We start from the raw sequence: 22,426 nt of genomic DNA on the forward strand, positions 1-22,426 counted from the left end.
AAGACCATCAGCCCCGGCCTTCGCAAGGAGGCCGGGGCTTTGTCGTTCCAGCGCCAGAATAACCTCGACACTTCGATCACGGGCGAAGCATCTGCCCGCGCCGACACGGTAGAACGAGGCAACGAAAACGCCCCGAAGGATCCGACCATCATGGCCAAGACCAATCTCACCCTCGAGCTTCTGCTGCTCGCCTTGCTCGCAACGCTGTGGGGTGCGTCTTACACCTTCATCAAGATCGGCGTCGAAACCATCCCGCCGGTGACGCTGATCGCAGCCCGTACGCTGATCGCCGGCACTATCCTGCTCGTGGTCCTGCGCATGCGCGGCGTCAGGCTGCCGCGCGACGCGGCCACATGGAAACGCTTCCTGTTCCAGGCCTGCCTCAACAGCGTTTTCCCCTTCACGCTCATTGCCTGGGCGGAACAGACGATCGATGCCGGCGTCGCCTCGATCCTCAATGCCGCCACCCCGATCTTTGCTTTCCTGCTGACGGCGCTGATCACCCGCCATGAGGCGGCAACGCCAAGAAAGCTGATCGGCGTGATCGCAGGCATGGCCGGCATCAGCCTGATCATCGGCGTCGAGGCTTTTGGCGGTATCGGCGACCAGCTGCTGCCGCAGTTTGCCGTGGTTTTTGCCACCGTATGCTATGCTGGCGCTGCTATCTTCGGAAAGAATTTCAGGGGCCTCGACCCGATGGTACCTGCCGCGGGCTCGCTTCTTTCCGGCGCCGTGCTTCTCATCCCTGCAAGCCTGGTGATCGACCAGCCGTGGACGCTTGCCCCTTCCGCCCCGTCGGTGATGGCGCTCGTCTGCCTTTCCGTATTTTCGACAGCGCTGGCCTTCGCCATCTATTTCCGGCTGATCCAGACGCTCGGCTCGGTCGGCGCGACGGCGCAGGCCTATCTGCGCGTGCCCGTTGGCGTCGGCATCGGCGTTCTCTTCCTCGGCGAACGCCTGTCGGACACGATCTGGATCGGCCTTGCCTGTGTCGTCATCGGCGTTGCCGCCATGACCATCCCGGCGCGCCGGACGAGCGCTGTCATCATTGAGCGGAGCTAAGGCAACATCAGCGGCAAAACAGAAAAGACGCAGCGATCGCCCGCTGCGCCTTTTCGACGTTACGAAGCAATGTCGCTCAGTCCTTGCGCTTGCGGCAATAAAGCTCGAGCCGGTGGCGAACCAGATCGTAACCGAGTTCGGCAGCGATCTCCGCCTGCAGCTGCTCGATCTTGTCGGAGCGGAACTCGATCACGGCCCCGGTGTCGATGTCGATCAGGTGGTCGTGGTGAGGCGCGTCGGCCGTCTCGAAACGGGCGGTTGCGCTTTCGAAGGCGTGGCGCTGCACGACGCCCTGTTGCTCTAGGGCCGACAGCGTCCGGTAGACGGTCGACAGCGAAACGGTGGCATCGATTTCCTTGGCGCGGCGGTGCAATTCGCTCGCATCCGGGTGGTCTTCGGCTGTCGCGAGTATCTTCAGGATTGCCGCGCGTTGCCGCGTTACGCGCACGCCGCCGTCCCGAAGCACGCCTTCCAGCTCTTCAACGCGATTCTTGTTCTGTTTCATGGCGCTACACTAGCCAAGCCCGGTTAGTTTGAAAATAGCCAGTTGCGAATGCTTCTCATTTGCATTGACTTATGCAAATCATTCCCCTACTCCTGTGCAAGACAACATCGGGGAGTATAGAATGATCGATCAGACGAGACGCGCGATCCTGGTTGCAGCAACCGCATTGGCAGCCTTCGCGCTCGTTCCGGGCACCGCTCTGGCGCAGGAAAAGTTCAAGGCCGTTACGACGTTCACGGTGATTGCCGACATGGCCAAGAACGTCGCGGGCGACGCGGCCATCGTCGAATCCATCACCAAGCCCGGTGCGGAAATCCACAACTACCAGCCGACGCCCCGCGACATCCTGAAGGCACACGATGCCAAGCTGATCCTCTGGAACGGCCTCAATCTCGAACTCTGGTTCGAAAAGTTCTTCCAGAACTTCGACGAAGTTCCAGGCGTGGTCGTCTCTGAAGGTGTCGAGCCGATGGGCATCGCCGAAGGTCCCTATAGCGGCAAGCCGAACCCACATGCCTGGATGTCGCCTTCGGCAGCACTGATCTATGTCGACAACATCCGCGACGCATTCGTGAAGTACGACCCTGATAACGCCGAGACCTACAAGGCCAACGCCGAAGCCTACAAGCAGAAGATCGAGGCGGCGATTGCCCCGATCCGGACCGAGATCGGCAAGATCCCGGAGGACAAGCGCTGGCTGGTTTCGAGCGAAGGCGCCTTCAGCTACCTCACCCGCGACTTCGGCCTGAAGGAGCTTTACCTCTGGCCGATCAATGCCGACCAGCAGGGCACGCCACAGCAGGTGCGCAAGGTCATAGACGCCGTGCGGGCGCACAACATCCCCGTCGTCTTCTCCGAAAGTACGATTTCGCCCGACCCGGCGCAGCAGGTGGCGCGGGAAACCGGCGCCAAATACGGCGGCGTGCTCTATGTTGATTCGCTGAGCGAGGCGGACGGTCCGGTGCCGACCTATATCGACCTGCTGCGCGTCACGTCCGAAACCATCGCGAAAGGCCTTTCGCAATGAACCTTCAGGTGAAGACCGGTGCCCGCCCGACGGCCGGCACCGGAGATATTGGCAGCGGCATCCGCGTCTCCGGCGCGACGGTGACCTATCGCAACGGCCACCGTGCCCTGCGCGATGCCTCCTTCGAGATCCCGACCGGCACGATCACCGCCCTTGTCGGCGTCAACGGCAGCGGCAAGTCGACCCTCTTCAAGGCGATCATGGGTTTTGCCCGGCTGGCCAAGGGCGAGATCTCTATCCTCGGATTGTCGGTGCCCGAGGCTCTGAAGAAGAACCTCGTCGCCTATGTCCCACAGGCAGAAGAAGTCGACTGGAATTTTCCTGTTCTGGTCGAGGACGTGGTGATGATGGGCCGCTACGGCCACATGAACATGCTGCGCATCCCGAAAAAGGCCGACCATGAGGCGGTGTCGGCAGCCCTTGCCCGTGTCGGCATGAGCGACTTCCGCAAGCGCCAGATCGGCGAGCTTTCCGGCGGCCAGAAGAAGCGCGTGTTTCTTGCCCGCGCCCTCGCCCAGGATGGCCGCGTCATCCTGCTCGACGAGCCCTTCACCGGCGTCGACGTCAAGACGGAAGACGCCATCATCCGGCTGCTGATGGGCTTGCGCGACGAAGGTCGCGTCATGCTGGTCTCGACCCACAATCTCGGCAGCGTACCGGAATTCTGCGACCGCACCGTTCTCCTGAAGAACACCGTGCTCGCCTACGGCCCGACGGAAACGACCTTTACCCGCGAAAACCTCGAGCTCGCCTTCGGCGGCGTGCTCCGGCATTTTGTGCTCGGCGGCGACAGCCTGCATGACGACGCCGATCCGCGGCAATTGTCTGTCATCACCGACGACGAGCGGCCGCTGGTGATGTACGGCGCCAAGGGGCAGATGGTGTCGCAGCCGGCCAAGCCCGAGACCGACCCGGAGGCAGCAGGCAAATGATCGCCACGCTCCTCGAGCCCTTCACCTACAATTACATGGTCAATGCCATGTGGGTGAGCGCCCTGGTCGGCGCCGTCTGCGCCTTCCTGTCGTCCTATCTGATGCTGAAAGGCTGGTCGCTGATCGGCGACGCGCTCTCGCACTCGATCGTCCCGGGCGTCGCCGGCGCCTATATGCTCGGCCTGCCCTTCTCGCTCGGCGCGTTCTTTTCCGGCGGGCTTGCGGCCGGTGCGATGCTGTTTCTCAACCAGCGCACCCGGCTCAAGGAAGACACCATCATCGGGCTGATCTTCACCTCGTTCTTCGGCCTCGGCCTGTTCATGGTGTCGTTGTCGCCGACATCGGTCAACATCCAGACGATCGTTCTCGGCAACATCCTCGCCATCACGCCTGCCGACACGCTGCAGCTCGCGCTGATCGGCATCATCTCGCTTCTCATCCTGACGGCGAAGTGGAAGGACCTGATGGTCACCTTCTTCGATGAGAGCCATGCACGCTCGATCGGCATCCCGACGACCTTCCTCAAGGTGTTGTTCTTCACGCTGCTGTCGGCCTGCACGGTCGCAGCGCTGCAGACAGTCGGCGCCTTCCTGGTGATCGCCATGGTGGTGACGCCAGGCGCCACGGCCTATCTGCTCACCGACCGTTTCCCGCGGCTGATCGTCATCAGCGTCGCAATCGGCGCGCTCACCAGCTTCTTCGGCGCCTATTTCAGCTACTTCCTCGACGGCGCCACCGGCGGCATCATCATCGTGCTGCAGACGCTGATCTTCCTCTTTGCCTTCATCTTTGCGCCGAAGCACGGATTGCTGGCCGCCCGCCGGCGCAGCGCCGAAGCCCTGGAGGCCGCGCCATGATCTCGCTCGATCTTCTGCTTGCGGTCTTCGAATTCGAGTTCATGCGCAACGCGCTGCTGATCTCGGTTCTGGTGGCGATCCCGACGGCGCTGCTCTCCTGCTTCCTCGTCCTCAAGGGCTGGTCGCTGATGGGCGACGCCATATCGCATGCAGTCTTCCCCGGCGTCGTCATCTCCTACATCGTCGGCCTGCCTCTTGCGGTCGGCGCCTTTGCCGCCGGCATGTCCTGCGCGCTCCTGACCGGCTACCTCAAGGAAAACAGCCGCATCAAACAGGACACCGTCATGGGCGTGGTGTTCTCCGGCATGTTCGGCTTCGGCCTGGTGCTCTACACCAAGATCCAGAGCGACGTGCATCTCGACCACATCCTCTTCGGCGACATGCTCGGCATCGGCTGGCCCGATATCATCGAGACCGGCCTGATCGCGCTGGTGGCAACGGCTATCCTGGCGGTCAAATGGCGGGATTTCCTGCTGCATGCCTTCGACCCGGCCCAGGCCAAAGCCGTCGGCCTGCGCGTCAACTGGCTGCACTACGGGCTATTGGCAATCCTGTCGCTGACGATCGTCGGTGCTCTCAAGGCCGTCGGCCTGATCCTCGCCATCGCCATGCTGATTGCCCCCGGCGCCATCGCGTTCCTGATCACCCGCACCATGGGCAGCATGCTCATCGTTGCCGTGCTGGTCGCGACCGTCGCCTCGTTTACGGGCGTCTATCTCTCGTTCTTCATCGACAGCGCCCCGGCACCGACCATCGTGCTCTTGATGACGGTGATCTTCCTCGCCGCCTTCCTGTGGTCGTCCTGGCGGACGGCCCGCATCGAGGCACAGCGGACGACGGTTGAATAAGGACGAAGCTCCCTTCCGCGGGAAGGGAGCTTCGACACTGTCGTCTCAATGGCTCGGATGGAGCGCGTCGTTGAGATACATGCAGGTCAGCATGGTGAAGATGTAGGCCTGGATGACCGACATCAGCAGTTCCAGACCCGTCAGCGCCACGGTCATCATCAGCGGCATGACCGCGCCGAGCATGCCGAGCGCACCGAAGCCGCTGAGGCTGACGACGAAGCCGGCGAAAACCTTCAAGGTGATGTGGCCGGCAAGCATGACCGCGAAAAGACGGACCGAGTGGCTGACCGGGCGCGAGATGTAGGAAACGACCTCGATCGGGATGATGATCGGCGCCAGCACCAGCGGAACGCCCGAGGGCATGAACAGCCGGAGAAAGCCGAAGCCGTGCTTGATCAGGCCGTAGATCGTCACGGTCAGGAACACCAGAGCCGCCAGCGCAAAGGTCACGGAGATATGGCTCGTCACCGTGAAGGCATAGGGAAACATGCCGATCAGGTTGGCGACCAGGATGAACATGAACAGCGAGAACACCAGTGGGAAGAAGCGCGTGCCGTGCTCGCCGGCATTCTCCCGCAATGTCTTCGACACGAACTCGTAGAGGATTTCGGCCGCCGACTGCGCCCGGTTCGGCACCAGGCCGCGCCGCCGCGTCGACAGAATCAGGAAAAGGCTGGCAATCGCCACCGTCACGATCATGAAGACGGACGAATTGGTAAAGCTGATGTCGTGTCCGCCGACCTCGGCGATATGGAAGAGCGACTTGATCTCGAATTGTTCGATGGGTCCGGCCATCATGAACCTCGTGCGTTGGCAAGGAAGCAACCACGGCGCGCCGGCGGCGGCCGCGGGCGCATCAATTTGTGGAGAAAACGGGCGTAAGCCGATCTCGCGACGGGGCGCGTTGGCGCCCGAAGCAAACGGTCGGCTCTGTCAGGAAGGAAAAGCTCACGCGGGCGTGCCGCAGGCCAGAATGCTGCATGATGCGATCGACTCCATTATCTCGAGTATCGAGATAGTGGGGCCGTCCCCAGGCGAAGCATCGACGCGGGTCGTCCCGCGTGCGCCTGACCTAGAGACAAATGTCGGCGAGGTCAAGCCGATGCGCACCCTGAGATAGGTCGGTGGCATCGGCGTAAGATGGTCAGCCGACCGAGCCTCAGCCGAAATCCCGGTGGTCGGCCAGCACCGCTTCGATCACGAGCCGGCTTTTTTCAGCCTCGGCCGGGTTCGTGCCGGAAAAACCGGCATAGACGATCAACGCCTTCCAAAGGGTCCAGCCGCGCCCGCGCGCCCAGGTTCCGGCATCGAGCCCCATGCCGGCGCGAAACGCCTCCCGGCTTGCCCCACGAAACAGCGTCCAGGCGATGGCGAGATCGCAGGCGGGATCGCCGATGCCCGAGGTGCCGAAATCGATCACCGCGCTCAAGCGACCACCTTCGACCAGCAGATTGCCCCAACTGATATCGCCGTGAAACCAGACCGGTTCGCCCTCCCAACGTGCCGAAAGAGCGGCCTCCCAGACGTCGTGCGCGGTGTCCTTGTCGATGCGTCTGTCAAGCGCTGCGAGCGCATCACGGGTCTCCGCGTCATAGTGGCCGGGCGGCCCACCGCGAAAGAAATTGTGCGGCCCCGGCAGCGGCCCGCCACTTGGATCCACGTGCCTCAGGGCGACGAGAAACCGAGCAAGATCCTCGGCAAAACCCTTGAGATCACCGATGCGCTCGTCCGCTGCCGTCTCTCCCGGTAGCCAGCGATAGACCGACCATGGCCATGGGTAGCCCTCGCCGGGCACGCCCTTTGCAACCGGCACCGGGATCGGCAACGGCAGATGCGGGGCGAGCTTCGGCAGAAAGACCTGCTCCTTTTCCACCTGTAGCGCATAGGACGCAGCGCTCGGCAGCCGCACGGTCATGTCCTCACCGAGATGAAAGGTTCTGTTGTCCCAGCCGCCTGGCAGCAAGGGCCTGACATCGAGTCCCGTCCATTGCGGAAACTGCGCGGCGATCAGGCGCCGAACCAGCGCCGCATCAATGGTGGGGATGATCGTCGATTGGTCGGACATATCGAAACAAGCGCCTCGCCAGAGTCAGGACGCCTGTTTTAGCCGATCGCCATCTGATCGCAACGTCGCCGCCCGAGCGACACCAGCCGCCTTAGCCGATCCGCATCGCCTTCAGCCTGTCTTCATCGAGCACGACGCCGAGCCCCGGAGCTTCGCCGAGGTCGAGCCAGCCGCCCGCATGACGCAGCGGCGCCTTCATCGGAAAATCGCGGCGCATCTCGCTCCATTCGGGATTGTCATAGGGATATTCGAGGAACGGCGCGTCGCCGACACCGGCCGTCAGGTGGGCGTTGGCAAGCACGCCGATGCCGTTGGTCCAGGAATGCGGCGTCATCATCACGCCGGCCTCGCGCGCCTGGAAGGCGAGACGCCGGCAACCGGTGATGCCGCCGACGAGCGCCACATCAGGCTGGATCACGTCGAAGGCACGGTCCTCGATGATATCGCGAAACTCGTAGAGCTCGCGGGTCATCTCGCCGCCGGCGATGCGCAGCGACGTCGCATCCGAAAGCCGCCGCATGCCCTTGCGGTCCGAGCGGTGCAGCGGCTCCTCCATCCAGTAGATACCAAGACGCTCCAGCTCGCGCGCCACCATCAGCGCATCCTTGAAGGTCCAGGAGAGCGTCGTATCCCAGGGCATGCGCCAACCCTGGTTGCAGTCGACCATCAGGTCGAGACGATCGCCGACACGGGCACGGATCGCTTCGAGCGCGCGCACGTCGTCGCGCCAGGTGCCGCGACCGCCGGACGATGACGAGAAGCGCACCTTCATTGCCGGAAAGCCTTCGTCGACATAGCTTTCCGCCTGCGCGGCCATGGCGCCGGGATCGCGCAGAACGCCCGAGGAGGCATAGAGGCGAACCCGATCCGACCGGCCACCGAGCAGTCGCCAGGCCGGCTCGCCGGTGATCTTGCCGGAGAGGTCCCACAACGCCAGATCCATCGGCCAGCAACGGCCATAGTGGAAATTGATGTGCGAGAGCACCTCGTAGTGGCGCTCGAGCTGGCGCGGATCCTCACCGATGAACAGGTCCTCGTGCCCCTCGAACCCCTTCATCAGGTCGCCGGAGCCGATACCCTCGCGGCCCTCGTCGTCCCGGACGCGCACGATGGTGGCGTCGAACTGTCGGCGCGGCCGCCCGTCCCAGCTCGCCTTGAACGGCGGATCGAGCGGCAGGCGATGGTGGCTGATCTCGATGGATGCGATCTTGCTCATGGTCTCTCCCCCGAAGGCTCAGCCGAACTGCTGCCAGATGGTCTTGTAGTCGCAATATTTGTCGATCGCATGCACGGAGCGGTCGCGGCCGAAGCCCGACTGCTTGAAGCCGCCGAAGGGGGTCGCAAAGTTAGACATGTCATAGGTGTTGATCCAGACCGTGCCGGCATGGATCGCCTCGGAAAACCGATGCGCCCGATCCATGTCTTTCGTGAAGACGGCACCCGCCAGCCCGTAGATCGTATCGTTGGCGATCCGCAGTGCCTCCTCCTCCGTATCGAAGGCGATGGCGGCTAGCACCGGGCCGAAGATCTCCTGGCGCGCCAAGCTCATGTCGTTGGTCATGTCGACGAAGACGCCGGGCGAGACGTAGTAACCGCCAGTCTCGGTCATCACCCGCTCGGCGCCAAAGGCGCGGCGTGCGCCCTCCTTCTCGCCGACTGCCACCAGCGACAGCACCTTTTCAAGGTGCGCCTCTTCGATCAGCGCACCGATCTGGGCTGTCGGGTCGAGCGGATGCCTAAGCGCAATGTCGCTCTTCGTCACCGCCTCGATCTTTGCGATCAGCGCGTCCTGAACCGAGCGCTGCACGATCAGCCGGGTCGAGGCATGGCATGTCTCGCCGGAATTGTAGAAGCAGCCCCAGGCAACAGCCGAAGCCGCTGCATCGAGATCGGCATCTTCGAAGACCACCAGCGGCGACTTGCCGCCGAGTTCGAGGGCCACCCGCTTGACGTTCGATTGCGCCGCATAGCCCATGATCAGCTTGCCGACCTCGGTCGAGCCGGTAAAGGCGATCATGTCGACGTCCATATGCAAAGCCAGCGGCTTGCCGGTCTCTTCGCCATAGCCGGCCACGACGTTGAACACGCCGGCTGGCAGCCCGGCTTCTACGGCTAGGCTCGCAAGGCGAATGGCGGTGAGCGACGACTGCTCGGCCGGTTTGAGCACGACGGAATTGCCGGCCGCGATCGCCGGCCCTAGCTTCCAGGCGTCGATGATCATCGGGTAGTTCCAGGGCGTGATCACACCGATGACGCCGAGCGGCACCTTGCGCACCAGCGCCCGGGCGTTCGGGCCGGTCGGCGCGATCTCATCATAGAGCTTGTCGATCATCTCGCCGTAGAACTGGATGCCGTCGGCGCAGAGCCGGACGTCGACATTGAGCGACGCCATGATCGGCTTGCCCACATCGAGCGTTTCGAGCATGGCGAGTTCCTCGCCATGGGTCCGGATGAGATCGGCCCATTTGAGCATGATCTTCTTTTTCTCAAGCGGCTCCTTCCGTCGCCAGATGCCACTCTCGAAGGCGGTCCGCGCGCTCGTCACCGCCGTATCGATATCGGCCGCATTGCCCCGCGCGATTGCCGGCCCCGGCTTGCCGTCCATCGGCCGGGCGCGGATGAACGTTTCGCCCGACGCGCTGGCACGATGTTCGCCGTCGATGAAATGCCGACCCTCCGGCTTCAACGCCGAAAGAACGTCTTGCCAATAGTCGCGCGTAAAGACCTTGCTCATTTCGTGTCGTCCTTCGCTTACATCGTCTTTGGCAGAGCCATGATTGTCGCCGCAAACCGATCGATATCCGCGTCGTCGATCGGGCGGATCGTCGATCGCCGCATCGGCTGGTTTTCCGGCGCTTTCATTTCTGCGGCCAGATCGCCGGCTCCGAAGGTTTCGAAGGTAGCAGGAAGCGCCCTCACAAGGCCGCAGCGGTCCATGAGGCGCGAAACGAAGTCCGGAAGGTCGCTGGCACGGGAAAAGCCGCAAGCTCTCGCAGCGGCCTCAAGCTCGACTGTGTCGGCATCGACAAGCCAATCGAGCGTCGCCTCGAAACCGAGCGCTGTCGCAAGGCCATGGTGAACTGGCGCCAATCCCGCGAGCGCATGGCTGATATTGTGGGCGACGGCAGTGCCGCAATTGTCGATGGCGATGCCGGCATAACAGGAGCCGAGCAAAACGTCGGCGCGGGCTTGCAGATTGCCGGGCTCGCGCACCGCCGTCTCCAGCGATGCCGTCAGCAGGCGCAGGGCCTCATGTGCATAGAACTGCGCGCCGCGGTGCGTGTTGCGGTTCGTCGCCGCCTCGAAGGCATGGATGAAGGCGTCGAGGCCGCACCAGGCGGTCAGATGTGCCGGCAGCGTCGTCGTCAGCACCGGATCGAGCAGCACCAGATCGGCCTTGGTTTCCGCCCCCCAGATCCAGAGCTTCTTGCCCTCGGGCCCGGCAAAGATGTTAGTCGCCGACGTCTCGGAGCCGGTTCCGGCCGTCGTCGGCACCATGATCTTCTTCAGGGGTGTCTTCGGCAGCGCATTGGCGGCAAGCGCATAAAACATCGGATCTTCGCCGGAGGCAGCGCAGCAGGCGGCGATCTTGGCGATATCCAGCGCCGAACCGCCGCCGATGCCGATCACGAGGTCTGAGCCGACGGCGGATTTCGTGGCTGCGCGCACATGCGCGAGTTTCGGCTCGCCGGCAAAATCGGAAAACACCCGCGTTGCAACACCCTCATGGTCGAGGCTGTCGACGATGCGGCCGGCAAGACCGGACTGGGCGAGGAAACCGTCGATGACGATCGTTGCCGCGGCAGCGCCCTGCGCTTTTGCGGCCGTGCCGATGGTCGTATGGATATTGTCTGCCAGGCGGATTTCGGGAATGAAGGAAGTGGAGAAGGACAAGGTCGTCTTCCTGTCGCCGCGGGATGATCGCTTTACCCTGCATCACAATCTGATATTTTCAAATCCATGCAATTTTCGGCCTTTTTGATAACCTGAGATCATGGAACACCGGCTGCTCGACCGTATCCCGCTGGAGGCTTTTCGCGTGTTCGACGCCGCCAGCCGGCATATGAATTTTTCCCGTGCCGGTCGCGAGCTCAACATCACCCAGGCCGCCGTCAGCCGGCGCATCAAGACGCTCGAGGATCATCTCGGCAGCCCGCTTTTCAGCCGTCGCGGCAAGAACCTGGAACTGACGCCACAGGGCGAACGGCTGTCCCAGCGCGTGCGGGCCTCGCTCGACTATCTCGAGGAAAGCCTGGAACCCTTCCGTGGCGCGACCGGCCAGGCGATCTCGATTGCGGCCAGCGGCTCGGTCTCCCACCTCTGGCTCGGCACCAGGCTGCGCGAATTCGGCAAGGAGAACCCCGGCATTTCCATCCGGCTGCTGACCTCCGACAGTCCCTCGGAGCTGGCATCCGAAAACAACGACCTCGTCATCCTCTATTCGACCGGCGATCATCCCCGCTGGCACCTGACGCCGCTGATGGCGGAAGAACTGGCGCCGGTCGCATCGCCTGATTACCTCGCCTCGCGCGGGCTCGATGCGGCGATGCTGACGCCGCAGGCGCTCGCTGCGCTCGATCTCATCGACTATGACCGCTTCAACGCCAACTGGATCTCCTTCCAGCAATGGTTCGAGCGCACCGGTGCGGGCACGCGCGGATACAGGCTGCGGCCCCGATACACGTTCTCGACTTATGTCATGGCCGTCGATGCCGCCCTTCGCGGCGATGGCGTCGCGCTCGGCAGCCTTGGGCTGCTCAGCGAACATATCGACGACGGCAGGCTCATCGTTCTCGGCGGCAAGACGCTCGCCACCGGCTATGGCTACTATCTCGGCCTGCCCCGCAATCGGCCATCGAGGGACGAGGTGCTGCGCCTACACGCCGCACTCGCAAAGTCGACATGAGCAGCGGACGCGCCAAGGCGATGCCACCGCCGAAACAGCCAAGCCGCACCGGCGTGGCCTTCTTCCTCTTTGCCTTGGCGGTGATCGTCACGGCAATAGCGGCGACGGTCCTGCTTGCCAACGAACAGCGAAACCTGAAACGGTTGCTCAGGGCGCTCGACCTTCCAACCACATTTCTCGAAAAGGCGAAGCGCCCGGAGCCGCCGGCACAAGTCAAGCGAAAGCCACCACGCATCGCCTTGCCGGTCTGGACCTTCCAGGATCTGCACACGCCGGAGCAGCAGTTTCTGCGCGTGCTGCGCAGCGATCCGCGCGCGCTCTGCGACGAACTGCGCGAGGCAGGGTTCCGCGAACTCGAATGGAAGTCGAGTGCCGGCGAACGGGGCCAATGGGAATGCTCGTCGCTGGTGTCCTTCCCGCGACCAGGGGTCGACAAGACCTCGTCGATCTTCATTTTCATCAAGGGCAGCGGCGAGGAAGAGATCACCTCGTTTCGCGTCAAGCTCAACATCGAGCGTCCGGAGGATGCGCAGGTGGTGACAACAAGTGCCGCACGTGCGGCATCGGTCTTCCTCGATCATGTCCGCTGGGCCGATGGCGGCGGTATCGCGCTGCAGATCCAGGCGCTGAAGGAGTTCGACGTCAAGCGCTTCGGCAGCCGCGTGCAGTTCAAGCGCGAAACGGACGAGGCGACGGCACGCTACAATTTCCTCGCCAACCAGCCGGCGCGTGCCCGCCCGAAGACCATTGCCGAAGTCTACTTCGACCGGGAGAAGTGGCTCCCCTATGGCACGGACGAAGCCCGCAGCTTCGTTCTCGGTCCGACGGCGTGGAACGGGCCGGCCAAGGTGCCGGCGAGCGGCGAAACGGAAACGGGCTCGGCCGAGAATGCCGGGCCGGAAAAGACCGACCTCAACACAAAACCCTGACCTGAGCTCAGCGATCGATCCGCGTCGAGAGAATGATCGACGACAGCGTCCGGTCGACGCCGTCGATTTCGCCGATGCGATCGATCAGCAGGTCGAGTTCGTTGATTGAGGCCGCAGCAACGACCGCGATCAGGTCGAAGCTGCCGCTGACGGAGTGGAGCATGCGGATCTCGCGGATGGCGGCAAGCTCCGGCGTCACGCGGCTGAGCGCCCGCGGCGCGATGGTGATCAGCACATGCGCCCTGACGAGACCCTTTTCATAGCTCTCCGACAGACGGACACCGTAGCCAGCGATGACCCCCTCGCGCTCAAGCCGCTCGATCCGCGCCTGCACGGTCGTTCGCGACAGGCCGAGTCTGCGGGCAATCGTCGCCGTCGGCATGCGGGCGTTTTCGCTGAGCACGGCGAGAAGTTCGCGATCCTTGTCGGTGATCTGCATTTCGTCGGTCCATCTAGGCAATCTGCCGAATATCTACAGGCGATTTAGTCATATCAGCGCTTCAAATCAACAACTTCCCACCTGACAATAAGGACCGAAACGAATTTCATACCCTGGGGGAAACTCATGAAAAACATCGTCGTCATCGGAGCAGGCAAGATCGGCTCCACCATTGCGCGCATGCTCGCGCACACCGGTGACTACAGCGTCTGCGTTGCCGACCGCAGCGCCGAACAGTTGAGCCAGATCGAGAAGCACGACGCCATCACCACGGCCGCCGTCGACATCGGTGACAACAAGGCGCTGGTCGCCCTACTCTCGGGCAAGTTCGCCGTTCTCAGCGCCGCACCGTTCCACCTGACGGTCGCCATCGCTGAAGCCGCCGCAGAAGCCGGCATCCACTACCTCGACCTCACCGAAGACGTCGAATCCACCCGCCAGGTCAAGGCGATCGCCGCCAAGGCCAACACCGCCTTCATTCCCCAATGCGGCCTTGCGCCGGGTTTCATCTCGATCGTCGCCAATGATCTCGCAAGCCGCTTCGAGACGCTCGAAAACGTGCGCATGCGCGTTGGCGCCCTGCCGCAGTACCCGTCAAATGCTCTCAACTACAACCTCACCTGGAGCACGGACGGCGTCATCAACGAATACATCGAGCCCTGCGAAGCGATCGTCGAAGGCAGCCTGATCGAAGTTCCCGCGATGGAAGAGCGCGAAGAATTCTCGCTGGACGGCGTCACCTACGAAGCCTTCAACACCTCGGGCGGCCTCGGCACGCTCTGCGAGTCGCTGAAGGGCAAGGTCCGCACCCTGAACTACAAGACGATCCGCTACCCCGGCCACGCCGCGATCATGAAGGCGCTCCTCAACGACCTCGGCCTGCGTCACCGCCGCGAGGTCCTGAAGGACATCTTCGAAAACGCGTTGCCGACCACCACCCAGGACGTCGTCGTCATCTTCGTGACGGTTTCGGGCTTCCGCGAAGGTCGCCTGATCCAGGAAACCTACGCCAACAAGGTCTATAGCGGCGTCGTCGCCGGTCGCATGCAGAGCGGCATCCAGATCACCACCGCCGGCAGCATCTGCGCCGTGCTCGATCTGCTGGCCAATGGCAAGATCGCATCCAAGGGCTTCGTTCGCCAGGAAGACATCTCTCTCGATACCTTCCTCGCAAACCGCTTTGGCCACTACTACGCCCAGAAGGGCGAGGCAGAGCGCGTCGCCGGCTGAGACCACTCGGCTCGATTGCGCTGACTTTAATGCCCGGGTTTTCCCGGGCATTTTTTTATGCTGGCTGCAGGATATTCTGAATCGGCCGCGGCACGCGTCGCAACCCCGGCGAGAGGGTACGATAACCCCTTGAGCGCTCCGCCTCACAGAAATCGATTATGGGGAGCTATGTCCGGCCGAACTCATCCTCGATGCGGATGATGTCGTCTTCGCCGAGATAGGACCCGGTCTGCACCTCGATCAGTTCCAGCGGGATCTTGCCGGGATTGTGCAGCCGGTGGACCGTTCCTTGCGGGATATAGACGGACTCGTTTTCATGCAGCAGCCGGGTTTCGCCGGCCATGGTGATCTCGGCCGTGCCCCGCACCACGATCCAGTGCTCGGCGCGGTGATGATGCTTCTGCAGCGAGATCTTTTTGCCGGGGCTGACCTTCAGCCGCTTCACCTCGTAGCGCTCGCCACTGGAAACCGAGGAAACGGCTCCCCAGGGCCGGTAGGACGTCGGGTGCTCCTTCGTCAGCTCCGCCGTTGCCGGCGCGCGGGCGAGGAGCTTGACGATGTTGCCGACGCTCTGGCTATCTTCCAGACGCCCGACATAGACGGCGTCTTCGCTGGCAATCACCGCGATATCGTCAAGGCCCTGCACCGCAAGGTGGATATCGCGCGAGAGCACCAGCGAGTTGCGGGTATTCGACACCGTCGCCCTGTCGGTGACGACATTGCCGTCGGCATCCTTGCGGCCGGTCTTCCACACGGCATCCCAGCTGCCAAGATCCGACCAGGCAAAGGAGGAGGGGACGACGGCGGCCCGCGCCGTCTTTTCGAAAACGGCGTAGTCGACAGAAATGTCAGGTGCTGCGGCAAAGGCCTTCGCCTCCAGCCGGCTGAAATCGAGATCCTTGCTGGCACCCTCGACGGCCGCTTTCGTGCGGGCATGAACCTCGGGCGCATAAAGCTGCATTTCGTCGAGGAACGCCTTGACCGGCAGCATGAACATGCCGGAGTTCCAGAGGTAACGCTCGGTCGAAAGCATCGCTTCCGCCTTGGCGCGATCCGGCTTTTCGACGAAGCGGGCGACCCTGTTTGCCCCTGCCGCAAGCGCCTCGCCGAGCTCGATGTAGCCATAGCCGGTCGCCGGTTCCGTCGGCGTGATGCCGAAGGTGACCAGTTCACCGGCCTCGGCGGCCTGCTGCGCGCGCAGCATGCAATCGATGTAGACCGCTCCGGCATCGATCTCGTGATCGGAGGCCAGCACCTGCATGATCGCCGTCTCACCGAACCTGGCGAGGACAACGAAGGCCGCGGCCGCCAATGCGGGCGCCGTGTTGCGGGCAACGGGCTCGAGCAGGATATCGCTGAGCGGGGCATGGACGGCGCGCGCCTGTTCGGCGACGATGAAACGGAAGTCACTGTTGGTGACGATGATCGCCGGCTCGTAAAGCCTGTTGTCGCTGACGCGCTCCAGCGTCTGCTGGAACAGCGACCGATCGGAGAGGATCTGCAGGAATTGCTTCGGCGCACCAGAGCGCGACAGCGGCCAGAGGCGCGTACCCTTTCCACCCGCCATGATTACGGGGACGATCTTAGACGTCATGCCAAGCCTCTGCGTGCATCAAGCGATAGTCCATCCATACAGGACCGATGCTAAAGAATGCCTGAAGCCGGCGATCCAAACAAACCGCACCAAAGGCGAGGTATGCCCCACACTTAGGATAAGGCTGAGCCGGCCCCGCCACCTTTACGTCGTATCAATTCGCGCTGTCACAAAGATCGAGCAGCCTTGTGGCAGCCGACGACCGATCACAAAAAACCCCGCTCGAAGGCGGGGCTTTTTCATTGGTTTATCCCGTCGGGATGTCCCTTTCAGGCCGGGATCACGATTTCCCCGAGCTTCGTCAGTTCAGCGATGAACTGATCGACGCGCGTCTTCTTCTCGTCGCCGGCACCGTCGAGCTCCGCACGGGCAGCATCGATGCGCTTTTCAAGCGCAGTGCGGTCGAGTTCGTCGACGTGCACGGCGGATTCAGCCAGCAGCGTGCAGCCGGTCGGCAGGATATCGGCGAAGCCACCGAACACGACAAAGCGATCGGCCTTACCGTCGGCCGTCTTCACGGTAACGATGCCAGGCTTGATCGTCGTCATTGTCGGGGCATGATTGGCCATCACGGTCATCTCGCCCTCGGTCGCCGGAATGACGACTTCCGTCACCTGCTCGGAGAGGAGCAGGCGCTCGGGGGAAACAAGCTCAAAATTGAAACTGTTGGCCATGACCATTCACTTCTCGTGGGCGCGCCACCTGAGGTGGCAGGCTGTGCATGTCTTCCCTGCTCCGCACCGGGCGGAACGCAGGATGAAAGCCTCGGCGCATCGCTGCGCCGAGGCTTAACAGTGCTATCAAGCGGCTTCAGCAGCCAGCTTCTTGGCCTTTTCGACCGCTTCTTCGATCGAGCCGACCATGTAGAAGGCGGCTTCCGGAAGATGGTCGTAGTCGCCGTTGACGAGGCCCTTGAAGCCCTTGATCGTGTCTTCGAGAGCGACCAGCTTGCCCGGCGAACCGGTGAAGACTTCGGCCACGAAGAACGGCTGCGACAGGAAGCGTTCGATCTTACGAGCGCGGGCAACCGCCAGCTTGTCCTCTTCCGACAGTTCGTCCATGCCGAGGATGGCGATGATGTCCTGGAGAGCCTTGTAACGCTGCAGGGTCGTCTGGACCTTACGCGAAATCTCGTAGTGCTCTTCGCCGACGATCATCGGGTCCAGCATGCGCGACGTGGAGTCGAGCGGGTCAACGGCCGGGTAGATGCCCTTTTCGGCGATCGAGCGCGACAGAACCGTCGTTGCGTCCAGGTGGGCGAACGAGGTAGCCGGCGCCGGGTCGGTCAAGTCGTCGGCCGGAACGTAGATGGCCTGAACCGAGGTGATCGAACCCTTGGTCGTCGTGGTGATGCGTTCCTGCATCTGACCCATGTCGGTCGCCAGCGTCGGCTGGTAACCCACGGCCGAAGGAATACGGCCGAGCAGAGCCGACACTTCGGAACCTGCCTGGGTGAAGCGGAAGATGTTGTCGACGAAGAACAGAACGTCCTGGCCCTTGTCGCGGAAGTCTTCAGCGATCGTCAGGCCGGTCAGAGCGACGCGAGCGCGGGCGCCCGGCGGTTCGTTCATCTGGCCGTATACCAGCGCAGCCTTGGAGCCTTCGCCGCCGCCATGCTTGTTAACGCCGGACTCGATCATTTCGTGGTAGAGGTCGTTGCCTTCGCGGGTACGTTCACCCACGCCTGCGAAGACCGAGTAACCACCGTGCGCCTTGGCGACGTTGTTGATCAGTTCCATGATGAGAACGGTCTTGCCGACGCCTGCGCCGCCGAACAGGCCGATCTTGCCGCCCTTTGCGTAAGGCGCGAGCAGGTCGACGACCTTGATGCCGGTGACGAGGATCTGCGCTTCCGTCGACTGCTCGACGTAGGACGGCGCGTCCTGGTGGATGGCGCGCTTGCCCGACGTAACCAGCGGGCCAGCTTCGTCGACCGGCTCGCCGATGACGTTCATGATGCGGCCGAGCGTTTCGTCGCCAACCGGAACCGTGATCGGTGCACCGGTGTCGGTGACCGGCTGACCGCGGACGAGACCTTCGGTCGAGTCCATGGCGATCGTGCGGACGGAGTTTTCGCCGAGGTGCTGCGCGACTTCGAGAACGAGGCGGTTACCGTTGTTGTCGGTTTCCAGTGCGTTCAGGATCAGCGGAAGCTGGCCTTCTTCGAACGCAACGTCGACGACGGCGCCGATGACCTGCGTTACGCGACCGACAGCGCCAGCTGCCGCAACTGCGGTCTTGGCGGAAGCTGCCTTCCTCGGTGCAGCCGGCTTCTTCGCCGCTGCGGTTTCTTTCGGGGTAGCTGCCTTAGCCATAATCCTTACCCTCTTCTCGTAACCTTAGAGCGCTTCCGCGCCCGAGATGATTTCAATGAGTTCCTTGGTGATCTGAGCCTGGCGCTGACGGTTGTAGCTCAGCGTCAGCTTGTTGATCATGTCACCAGCATTGCGCGTTGCATTGTCCATCGCGCTCATCTTTGCGCCCATTTCGCCGGCGACGTTCTCGAGCAGGGCCCGGAAGATCTGCACGGAAATGTTGCGCGGAATGAGATCGCTCAGGATCGCGCCCGCGTCCGGCTCATATTCGTAGACGGCCGAAGCATCCGATGCTTCCACTGCGACCGGGCCGGCCGAAGCGGGTATCAGCTGCTGTGCCGTCGGAATCTGGGCGATAACGGACTTGAACTCAGAATAGAACAGCGTGCAGACATCGAACTCGCCCTTTTCAAAGAGCGCGATGACCTTGTGGCCAATCTGGTCGGCGTTCTGGAAGCCGATCTTCTTGACCTCACGCAGGTCGACACGGTCGATGATCAGCGACGCGTATTCGCGACGCAGAATATCGAAGCCCTTCTTGCCGACGCAGATGATCTTCACCGTCTTGCCAGCGGCAAGCAGCTTGCGAACGTGGTCGCGAGCGTGGCGGGCGATCTGCGAGTTGAAGCCGCCGCAAAGGCCGCGTTCAGCCGTGCAGACGACCAGCAGGTGCGTGTCGTCCTTGCCGGTGCCCGTCATAAGAGCAGGTGCACCGTCGTCCGCGCCAACCGCCTGAGCGATGTTGGCGAGAACGGCAGCCATGCGCTGCGAGTAAGGCCGGGCGGCCTCGGCCGCCTCCTGCGCACGCCGAAGCTTCGCCGCGGCGACCATTTTCATCGCCTTGGTAATCTTCTGCGTCGCCTTGACGGAGGCGATCCGGTTCTTCAGATCCTTAAGTGAAGGCATCCGTTATCCGTCCTAAATGAAATCCGCTCAGGCGAAAGACTTGGCGAAGCTGTCGATTGCAGCCTTCAGCTTGCCCTTGACGTCGTCGGAGATCGCCTTGTCCTTGCGGATGGTTTCCAGGATGTCCTTGCCTTCCGAACGCATGTACGAAAGCAGGCCCTGCTCGAACTTGCCAACCTGGTTGACCGGCAGCTTGTCGAGGTAACCGTTGACGCCAGCGAAGATCACAGCGACCTGCTCTTCCGTCTTCAGCGGCGAGAACTGCGGCTGCTTCAGGAGTTCGGTCAGGCGTGCACCGCGGTTCAACAGACGCTGGGTAGCGGCATCGAGGTCCGAGCCGAACTGCGCAAAGGCCGCCATTTCGCGGTACTGAGCGAGTTCACCCTTGATCGAGCCGGCAACCTGCTTCATCGCCTTGATCTGCGCAGCGGAACCGACGCGCGAAACCGACAGACCGACGTTAACGGCCGGACGGATGCCCTGGTAGAACAGGTCGGTTTCAAGGAAGATCTGGCCGTCGGTGATCGAGATCACGTTGGTCGGAATGAACGCGGAAACGTCGTTGCCCTGCGTTTCGATGACCGGCAGAGCCGTCAGCGAACCGGCGCCATTGTCGTCCGAGAGCTTTGCAGCGCGCTCGAGCAGGCGGGAGTGCAGGTAGAAAACGTCGCCCGGGTAAGCTTCGCGGCCCGGCGGGCGGCGCAGCAGGAGCGACATCTGACGGTAGGAAACAGCCTGCTTCGACAGGTCGTCGTAGCCGATGAGGGCATGCTTGCCGTTGTCACGGAAGTATTCGCCCATCGCGCAACCGGCGAACGGTGCGAGGTACTGCATCGGAGCCGGGTCGGATGCGGTGGCAGCAACGATGATCGAGTACTGCAGAGCGCCACGCTCTTCCAGAACCTTCACGAACTGGGCAACCGTCGAACGCTTCTGGCCGATTGCGACGTAGACGCAATACAGCTTGTCACCTTCCGGACCATTGTCGTGAATGGCCTTCTGGTTGAGGATCGTGTCGAGGATGATCGCGGTCTTGCCGGTCTGGCGGTCGCCGATGACGAGTTCGCGCTGGCCACGGCCAACCGGGATGAGGGCATCGATGGCCTTGAGGCCGGTCGACATCGGCTCATGAACCGACTTGCGCGGAATGATACCAGGAGCCTTGACGTCAACGCGCGAGCGCTGCTTGGCGTTGATCGGGCCCTTGCCGTCGATCGGGTTGCCGAGCGCGTCGACGACGCGGCCGAGCAGTTCCGGGCCAACCGGAACGTCCACGATGGCGCCGGTCCGCTTAACGGTGTCGCCTTCCTTGATGTCACGGTCCGAACCGAAAATAACGACGCCGACGTTGTCGGCTTCGAGGTTCAGCGCCATGCCTCGAATTCCACCCGGGAATTCGACCATCTCGCCTGCCTGAACATTGTCGAGGCCGTAGACGCGGGCAATACCGTCACCGACGGAAAGCACCTGACCGACTTCGGAGACTTCTGCTTCCTGGCCGAAATTTTTGATCTGATCTTTAAGAATTGCGGAAATTTCCGCGGCGCGGATATCCATCAGCCGACCTCTTTCAGTGCAAGCTTAAGGGTAGAGAGTTTGGTGCGAAGGGAAGTGTCAATCTGGCGGGACCCAACCTTGACGATCAGACCTCCAAGAATAGACGGGTCGACGGTGACGTTGACCGCCACGTCTTTGCCGGTGACGCTCTTGAGCGTCGCCTTCAATTCGTTTTCCTGCGCTGCGGTGAGCGCATGGGCCGACGTAACATCGGCAGAAATTTCACCCCGGTGACGCGCGGCGATCAGGCGGAAGGCCTTGATCATGCCTGGCAGCGTAAACAGGCGGCGATTGCGCGCAACAACCTTGAGGAAGTTACCGACGAGACCAGAAATACCGGCCTTGGCGACAATCGCCGAAATGGCCTTGAACTGGTCGTCAGCAGAAAAGACGGGGCTTACGATCAGCCGCTTCAGGTCATCGCTGCCGTCGATCAGGGCCTGGACGCGGGTCAGATCCGCACCGACCGCCTCGACGGAACCCGCTTCGAGAGCGAGGTCAAAAAGCGAGGACGCATACCTTTCTGCAACACCGGAAATAAGCTGGGATGTGTCTGCCACGGGCACAAGCTTCTCTCAATTTCATCCAAGAACGGGAGTGGCGGCGAGCCGTCAACTTAACGTCCTGAATTTGCTGCAATAATTTGCGGGCTATCGAGGCCTGGCGACCCACTTCCCCCGCAATTCGCGGTTCGTCTAGCATAGGAAGTTTGGACTCGCAACACGCGAACGGCAGGAATGCGGCATAAGTCGACCCGGTTTGGCCGAATTTTGCCGTAAATTCGTTCCTGAGGATGTGAATCGCGAAAACGCGAGGGCGGCAGTCAGATCATTCCAAACACATAGGCAAGCGGAAGAATGGCAAGGGCGGCCTGCACCAGAAGTGCCACCCAGTTCCAAAGCGTGGCGCCGTTGTCGCTCATCATCGACAGGATCCGGCCGAAGGCGGCGAGCGCAAAAGCGGCACCGACGGCGAGGTAGACCATCGGCTGCGCCAGCAGAATGGCGGCAAGGCCAAGGCCGGCATGCATGCCGCCCATGGTCGAACGCGCCTCGGCGAGCCCCCCGCGGCGACCCTCGGTAATACCGATGCCAACGGCGCGAAAGGTAAGGCGCGGCGCAAACAGCATGACCACGCCGATCAGCGCCGCTGCCGCCGCCGCACAGAAGGCGAGAAACTCGCCGGTTTCCGTCGGAATGTAGAACTCCATGCCCGTTCCCGCAGATGAGCGCCGATCTCGATCGCCTCGCCGTG

22 protein-coding genes are annotated in these 22,426 nt (G+C 62.5%); 8 read left to right on the forward strand and 14 right to left on the reverse strand.

What is annotated here, in order from left to right; all coding sequences use genetic code 11:
- The first annotated feature begins 150 nt into the window (after positions 1–150).
- The gene (locus AC07UR_RS14095) at positions 151–1,062 is read left to right on the forward strand and encodes a DMT family transporter (protein ID WP_209790598.1); all 912 of its coding nucleotides are present in this window, start codon (positions 151–153) and stop codon (positions 1,060–1,062) included.
- 76 nt (positions 1,063–1,138) lie between these two features.
- Here the strand turns inward: AC07UR_RS14095 and AC07UR_RS14100 are convergent, their stop codons facing one another.
- Positions 1,139–1,567 (reverse strand): Fur family transcriptional regulator, encoded by a 429-nt coding sequence (locus AC07UR_RS14100; RefSeq protein WP_173418234.1) that lies wholly within the window; start codon positions 1,565–1,567, stop codon positions 1,139–1,141.
- 121 nt (positions 1,568–1,688) lie between these two features.
- Between AC07UR_RS14100 and AC07UR_RS14105 the strand changes: the two genes are divergently transcribed.
- The 4 genes from AC07UR_RS14105 to AC07UR_RS14120 are packed head-to-tail and all read left to right on the forward strand — an operon-like array spanning position 1,689 to position 5,231.
- Positions 1,689–2,594, forward strand: coding sequence for a metal ABC transporter substrate-binding protein (locus tag AC07UR_RS14105; protein WP_173418235.1), 906 nt, complete (start codon positions 1,689–1,691; stop codon positions 2,592–2,594).
- Positions 2,591–3,526 carry a manganese/iron ABC transporter ATP-binding protein gene (locus AC07UR_RS14110; RefSeq protein WP_210264327.1) on the forward strand — a complete coding sequence of 312 codons (936 nt, stop codon included), beginning with the start codon at positions 2,591–2,593 and terminating at the stop codon, positions 3,524–3,526. Before AC07UR_RS14105 ends, AC07UR_RS14110 begins: the two co-directional genes overlap by 4 nt.
- On the forward strand, positions 3,523–4,383 hold the full coding sequence (locus tag AC07UR_RS14115; protein WP_209790485.1) for a metal ABC transporter permease: 861 nt from the start codon (positions 3,523–3,525) through the stop codon (positions 4,381–4,383). The genes AC07UR_RS14110 and AC07UR_RS14115 overlap by 4 nt, the downstream gene beginning before the upstream one ends.
- The gene (locus AC07UR_RS14120; protein ID WP_209790484.1) at positions 4,380–5,231 is read left to right on the forward strand and encodes a metal ABC transporter permease; all 852 of its coding nucleotides are present in this window, start codon (positions 4,380–4,382) and stop codon (positions 5,229–5,231) included. The genes AC07UR_RS14115 and AC07UR_RS14120 overlap by 4 nt, the downstream gene beginning before the upstream one ends.
- A 45-nt stretch (positions 5,232–5,276) precedes the next feature.
- Here AC07UR_RS14120 and AC07UR_RS14125 read toward each other — a convergent pair whose 3' ends face one another.
- The 5 genes from AC07UR_RS14125 to AC07UR_RS14145 form a co-directional block, all read right to left on the reverse strand.
- Positions 5,277–6,026, reverse strand: coding sequence for a F0F1 ATP synthase subunit A (locus AC07UR_RS14125; RefSeq protein WP_209790483.1), 750 nt, complete (start codon positions 6,024–6,026; stop codon positions 5,277–5,279).
- 364 nt (positions 6,027–6,390) lie between these two features.
- Entirely contained in the window at positions 6,391–7,296 is a 906-nt protein-coding gene (locus AC07UR_RS14130; RefSeq protein WP_209790482.1) for an aminoglycoside phosphotransferase family protein, read from the reverse strand.
- A 91-nt stretch (positions 7,297–7,387) separates the two neighbouring features.
- On the reverse strand, positions 7,388–8,512 hold the full coding sequence (locus AC07UR_RS14135; protein WP_209790481.1) for a mandelate racemase/muconate lactonizing enzyme family protein: 1,125 nt from the start codon (positions 8,510–8,512) through the stop codon (positions 7,388–7,390).
- Between the two features lie 18 nt (positions 8,513–8,530).
- The gene (locus AC07UR_RS14140) at positions 8,531–10,030 is read right to left on the reverse strand and encodes an aldehyde dehydrogenase (protein WP_209790480.1); all 1,500 of its coding nucleotides are present in this window, start codon (positions 10,028–10,030) and stop codon (positions 8,531–8,533) included.
- Between the two features lie 17 nt (positions 10,031–10,047).
- Positions 10,048–11,190 carry an iron-containing alcohol dehydrogenase gene (locus tag AC07UR_RS14145; protein ID WP_209790479.1) on the reverse strand — a complete coding sequence of 381 codons (1,143 nt, stop codon included), beginning with the start codon at positions 11,188–11,190 and terminating at the stop codon, positions 10,048–10,050.
- A 100-nt stretch (positions 11,191–11,290) separates the two neighbouring features.
- On the opposite strand from AC07UR_RS14145, the gene AC07UR_RS14150 reads away from it, so the two are divergent.
- Together AC07UR_RS14150 and AC07UR_RS14155 are read left to right on the forward strand one after the other, a co-directional pair.
- The gene (locus AC07UR_RS14150; RefSeq protein WP_234941823.1) at positions 11,291–12,202 is read left to right on the forward strand and encodes a LysR substrate-binding domain-containing protein; all 912 of its coding nucleotides are present in this window, start codon (positions 11,291–11,293) and stop codon (positions 12,200–12,202) included.
- Positions 12,199–13,131, forward strand: coding sequence for a DUF6030 family protein (locus tag AC07UR_RS14155; protein WP_234941822.1), 933 nt, complete (start codon positions 12,199–12,201; stop codon positions 13,129–13,131). Before AC07UR_RS14150 ends, AC07UR_RS14155 begins: the two co-directional genes overlap by 4 nt.
- 7 nt (positions 13,132–13,138) lie before the next feature.
- Here AC07UR_RS14155 and AC07UR_RS14160 read toward each other — a convergent pair whose 3' ends face one another.
- Entirely contained in the window at positions 13,139–13,570 is a 432-nt protein-coding gene (locus AC07UR_RS14160) for an Lrp/AsnC family transcriptional regulator (protein ID WP_209790478.1), read from the reverse strand.
- A gap of 126 nt (positions 13,571–13,696) precedes the next feature.
- Here AC07UR_RS14160 and AC07UR_RS14165 point away from each other — a divergent pair, with 126 nt between their 5' ends.
- Complete coding sequence (locus AC07UR_RS14165) at positions 13,697–14,800, forward strand: saccharopine dehydrogenase family protein (protein ID WP_209790477.1); 1,104 nt, start codon at positions 13,697–13,699, stop codon at positions 14,798–14,800.
- A gap of 166 nt (positions 14,801–14,966) precedes the next feature.
- Here the strand turns inward: AC07UR_RS14165 and AC07UR_RS14170 are convergent, their stop codons facing one another.
- The 7 genes from AC07UR_RS14170 to AC07UR_RS14200 all read right to left on the reverse strand — a co-directional run bounded on the left by AC07UR_RS14170 (position 14,967) and on the right by AC07UR_RS14200 (position 22,382).
- A complete protein-coding gene (locus AC07UR_RS14170) occupies positions 14,967–16,394 on the reverse strand; it encodes a mannose-1-phosphate guanylyltransferase/mannose-6-phosphate isomerase (protein ID WP_209790476.1) in 1,428 nt (475 codons plus the stop codon).
- A gap of 269 nt (positions 16,395–16,663) precedes the next feature.
- Positions 16,664–17,068: a F0F1 ATP synthase subunit epsilon gene (locus tag AC07UR_RS14175; RefSeq protein ID WP_173418246.1), complete on the reverse strand. Its 405-nt coding sequence runs from the start codon at positions 17,066–17,068 to the stop codon at positions 16,664–16,666.
- 126 nt (positions 17,069–17,194) lie between these two features.
- The gene (atpD, locus tag AC07UR_RS14180; protein ID WP_173418247.1) at positions 17,195–18,709 is read right to left on the reverse strand and encodes a F0F1 ATP synthase subunit beta; all 1,515 of its coding nucleotides are present in this window, start codon (positions 18,707–18,709) and stop codon (positions 17,195–17,197) included.
- Positions 18,710–18,733: 24 nt separating this feature from the next.
- Positions 18,734–19,615, reverse strand: a complete 882-nt coding sequence (locus AC07UR_RS14185; protein ID WP_173418248.1) for a F0F1 ATP synthase subunit gamma — start codon at positions 19,613–19,615, stop codon at positions 18,734–18,736.
- Between the two features lie 27 nt (positions 19,616–19,642).
- Complete coding sequence (gene atpA / locus AC07UR_RS14190; protein WP_057255020.1) at positions 19,643–21,172, reverse strand: F0F1 ATP synthase subunit alpha; 1,530 nt, start codon at positions 21,170–21,172, stop codon at positions 19,643–19,645.
- A complete protein-coding gene (locus AC07UR_RS14195; RefSeq protein WP_173418249.1) occupies positions 21,172–21,738 on the reverse strand; it encodes a F0F1 ATP synthase subunit delta in 567 nt (188 codons plus the stop codon). The genes atpA and AC07UR_RS14195 overlap by 1 nt, the downstream gene beginning before the upstream one ends.
- 257 nt (positions 21,739–21,995) lie before the next feature.
- On the reverse strand, positions 21,996–22,382 hold the full coding sequence (locus AC07UR_RS14200) for an AGROH133_08824 family phage infection protein (RefSeq protein WP_173418250.1): 387 nt from the start codon (positions 22,380–22,382) through the stop codon (positions 21,996–21,998).
- Positions 22,383–22,426 lie beyond the last annotated feature (44 nt).

The sequence above is a fragment of the Ensifer sp. GW821-FHT05G01 genome, assembly GCF_059419585.1.

What these genes read in the sequence shown, in the direction of transcription:
- AC07UR_RS14095 (WP_209790598.1), top strand. Translation starts at nt 151, where the DNA reads ATGGCCAAGACCAATCTCACCCTCGAGCTTCTGCTGCTCGCCTTGCTC.
- AC07UR_RS14100 (WP_173418234.1), bottom strand. Translation starts at nt 1,567, where the DNA reads ATGAAACAGAACAAGAATCGCGTTGAAGAGCTGGAAGGCGTGCTTCGG.
- AC07UR_RS14105 (WP_173418235.1), top strand. Translation starts at nt 1,689, where the DNA reads ATGATCGATCAGACGAGACGCGCGATCCTGGTTGCAGCAACCGCATTG.
- AC07UR_RS14110 (WP_210264327.1), top strand. Translation starts at nt 2,591, where the DNA reads ATGAACCTTCAGGTGAAGACCGGTGCCCGCCCGACGGCCGGCACCGGA.
- AC07UR_RS14115 (WP_209790485.1), top strand. Translation starts at nt 3,523, where the DNA reads ATGATCGCCACGCTCCTCGAGCCCTTCACCTACAATTACATGGTCAAT.
- AC07UR_RS14120 (WP_209790484.1), top strand. Translation starts at nt 4,380, where the DNA reads ATGATCTCGCTCGATCTTCTGCTTGCGGTCTTCGAATTCGAGTTCATG.
- AC07UR_RS14125 (WP_209790483.1), bottom strand. Translation starts at nt 6,026, where the DNA reads ATGGCCGGACCCATCGAACAATTCGAGATCAAGTCGCTCTTCCATATC.
- AC07UR_RS14130 (WP_209790482.1), bottom strand. Translation starts at nt 7,296, where the DNA reads ATGTCCGACCAATCGACGATCATCCCCACCATTGATGCGGCGCTGGTT.
- AC07UR_RS14135 (WP_209790481.1), bottom strand. Translation starts at nt 8,512, where the DNA reads ATGAGCAAGATCGCATCCATCGAGATCAGCCACCATCGCCTGCCGCTC.
- AC07UR_RS14140 (WP_209790480.1), bottom strand. Translation starts at nt 10,030, where the DNA reads ATGAGCAAGGTCTTTACGCGCGACTATTGGCAAGACGTTCTTTCGGCG.
- AC07UR_RS14150 (WP_234941823.1), top strand. Translation starts at nt 11,291, where the DNA reads ATGGAACACCGGCTGCTCGACCGTATCCCGCTGGAGGCTTTTCGCGTG.
- AC07UR_RS14155 (WP_234941822.1), top strand. Translation starts at nt 12,199, where the DNA reads ATGAGCAGCGGACGCGCCAAGGCGATGCCACCGCCGAAACAGCCAAGC.
- AC07UR_RS14160 (WP_209790478.1), bottom strand. Translation starts at nt 13,570, where the DNA reads ATGCAGATCACCGACAAGGATCGCGAACTTCTCGCCGTGCTCAGCGAA.
- AC07UR_RS14165 (WP_209790477.1), top strand. Translation starts at nt 13,697, where the DNA reads ATGAAAAACATCGTCGTCATCGGAGCAGGCAAGATCGGCTCCACCATT.
- AC07UR_RS14170 (WP_209790476.1), bottom strand. Translation starts at nt 16,394, where the DNA reads ATGACGTCTAAGATCGTCCCCGTAATCATGGCGGGTGGAAAGGGTACG.
- AC07UR_RS14175 (WP_173418246.1), bottom strand. Translation starts at nt 17,068, where the DNA reads ATGGCCAACAGTTTCAATTTTGAGCTTGTTTCCCCCGAGCGCCTGCTC.
- atpD (WP_173418247.1), bottom strand. Translation starts at nt 18,709, where the DNA reads ATGGCTAAGGCAGCTACCCCGAAAGAAACCGCAGCGGCGAAGAAGCCG.
- AC07UR_RS14185 (WP_173418248.1), bottom strand. Translation starts at nt 19,615, where the DNA reads ATGCCTTCACTTAAGGATCTGAAGAACCGGATCGCCTCCGTCAAGGCG.
- atpA (WP_057255020.1), bottom strand. Translation starts at nt 21,172, where the DNA reads ATGGATATCCGCGCCGCGGAAATTTCCGCAATTCTTAAAGATCAGATC.
- AC07UR_RS14200 (WP_173418250.1), bottom strand. Translation starts at nt 22,382, where the DNA reads ATGGAGTTCTACATTCCGACGGAAACCGGCGAGTTTCTCGCCTTCTGT.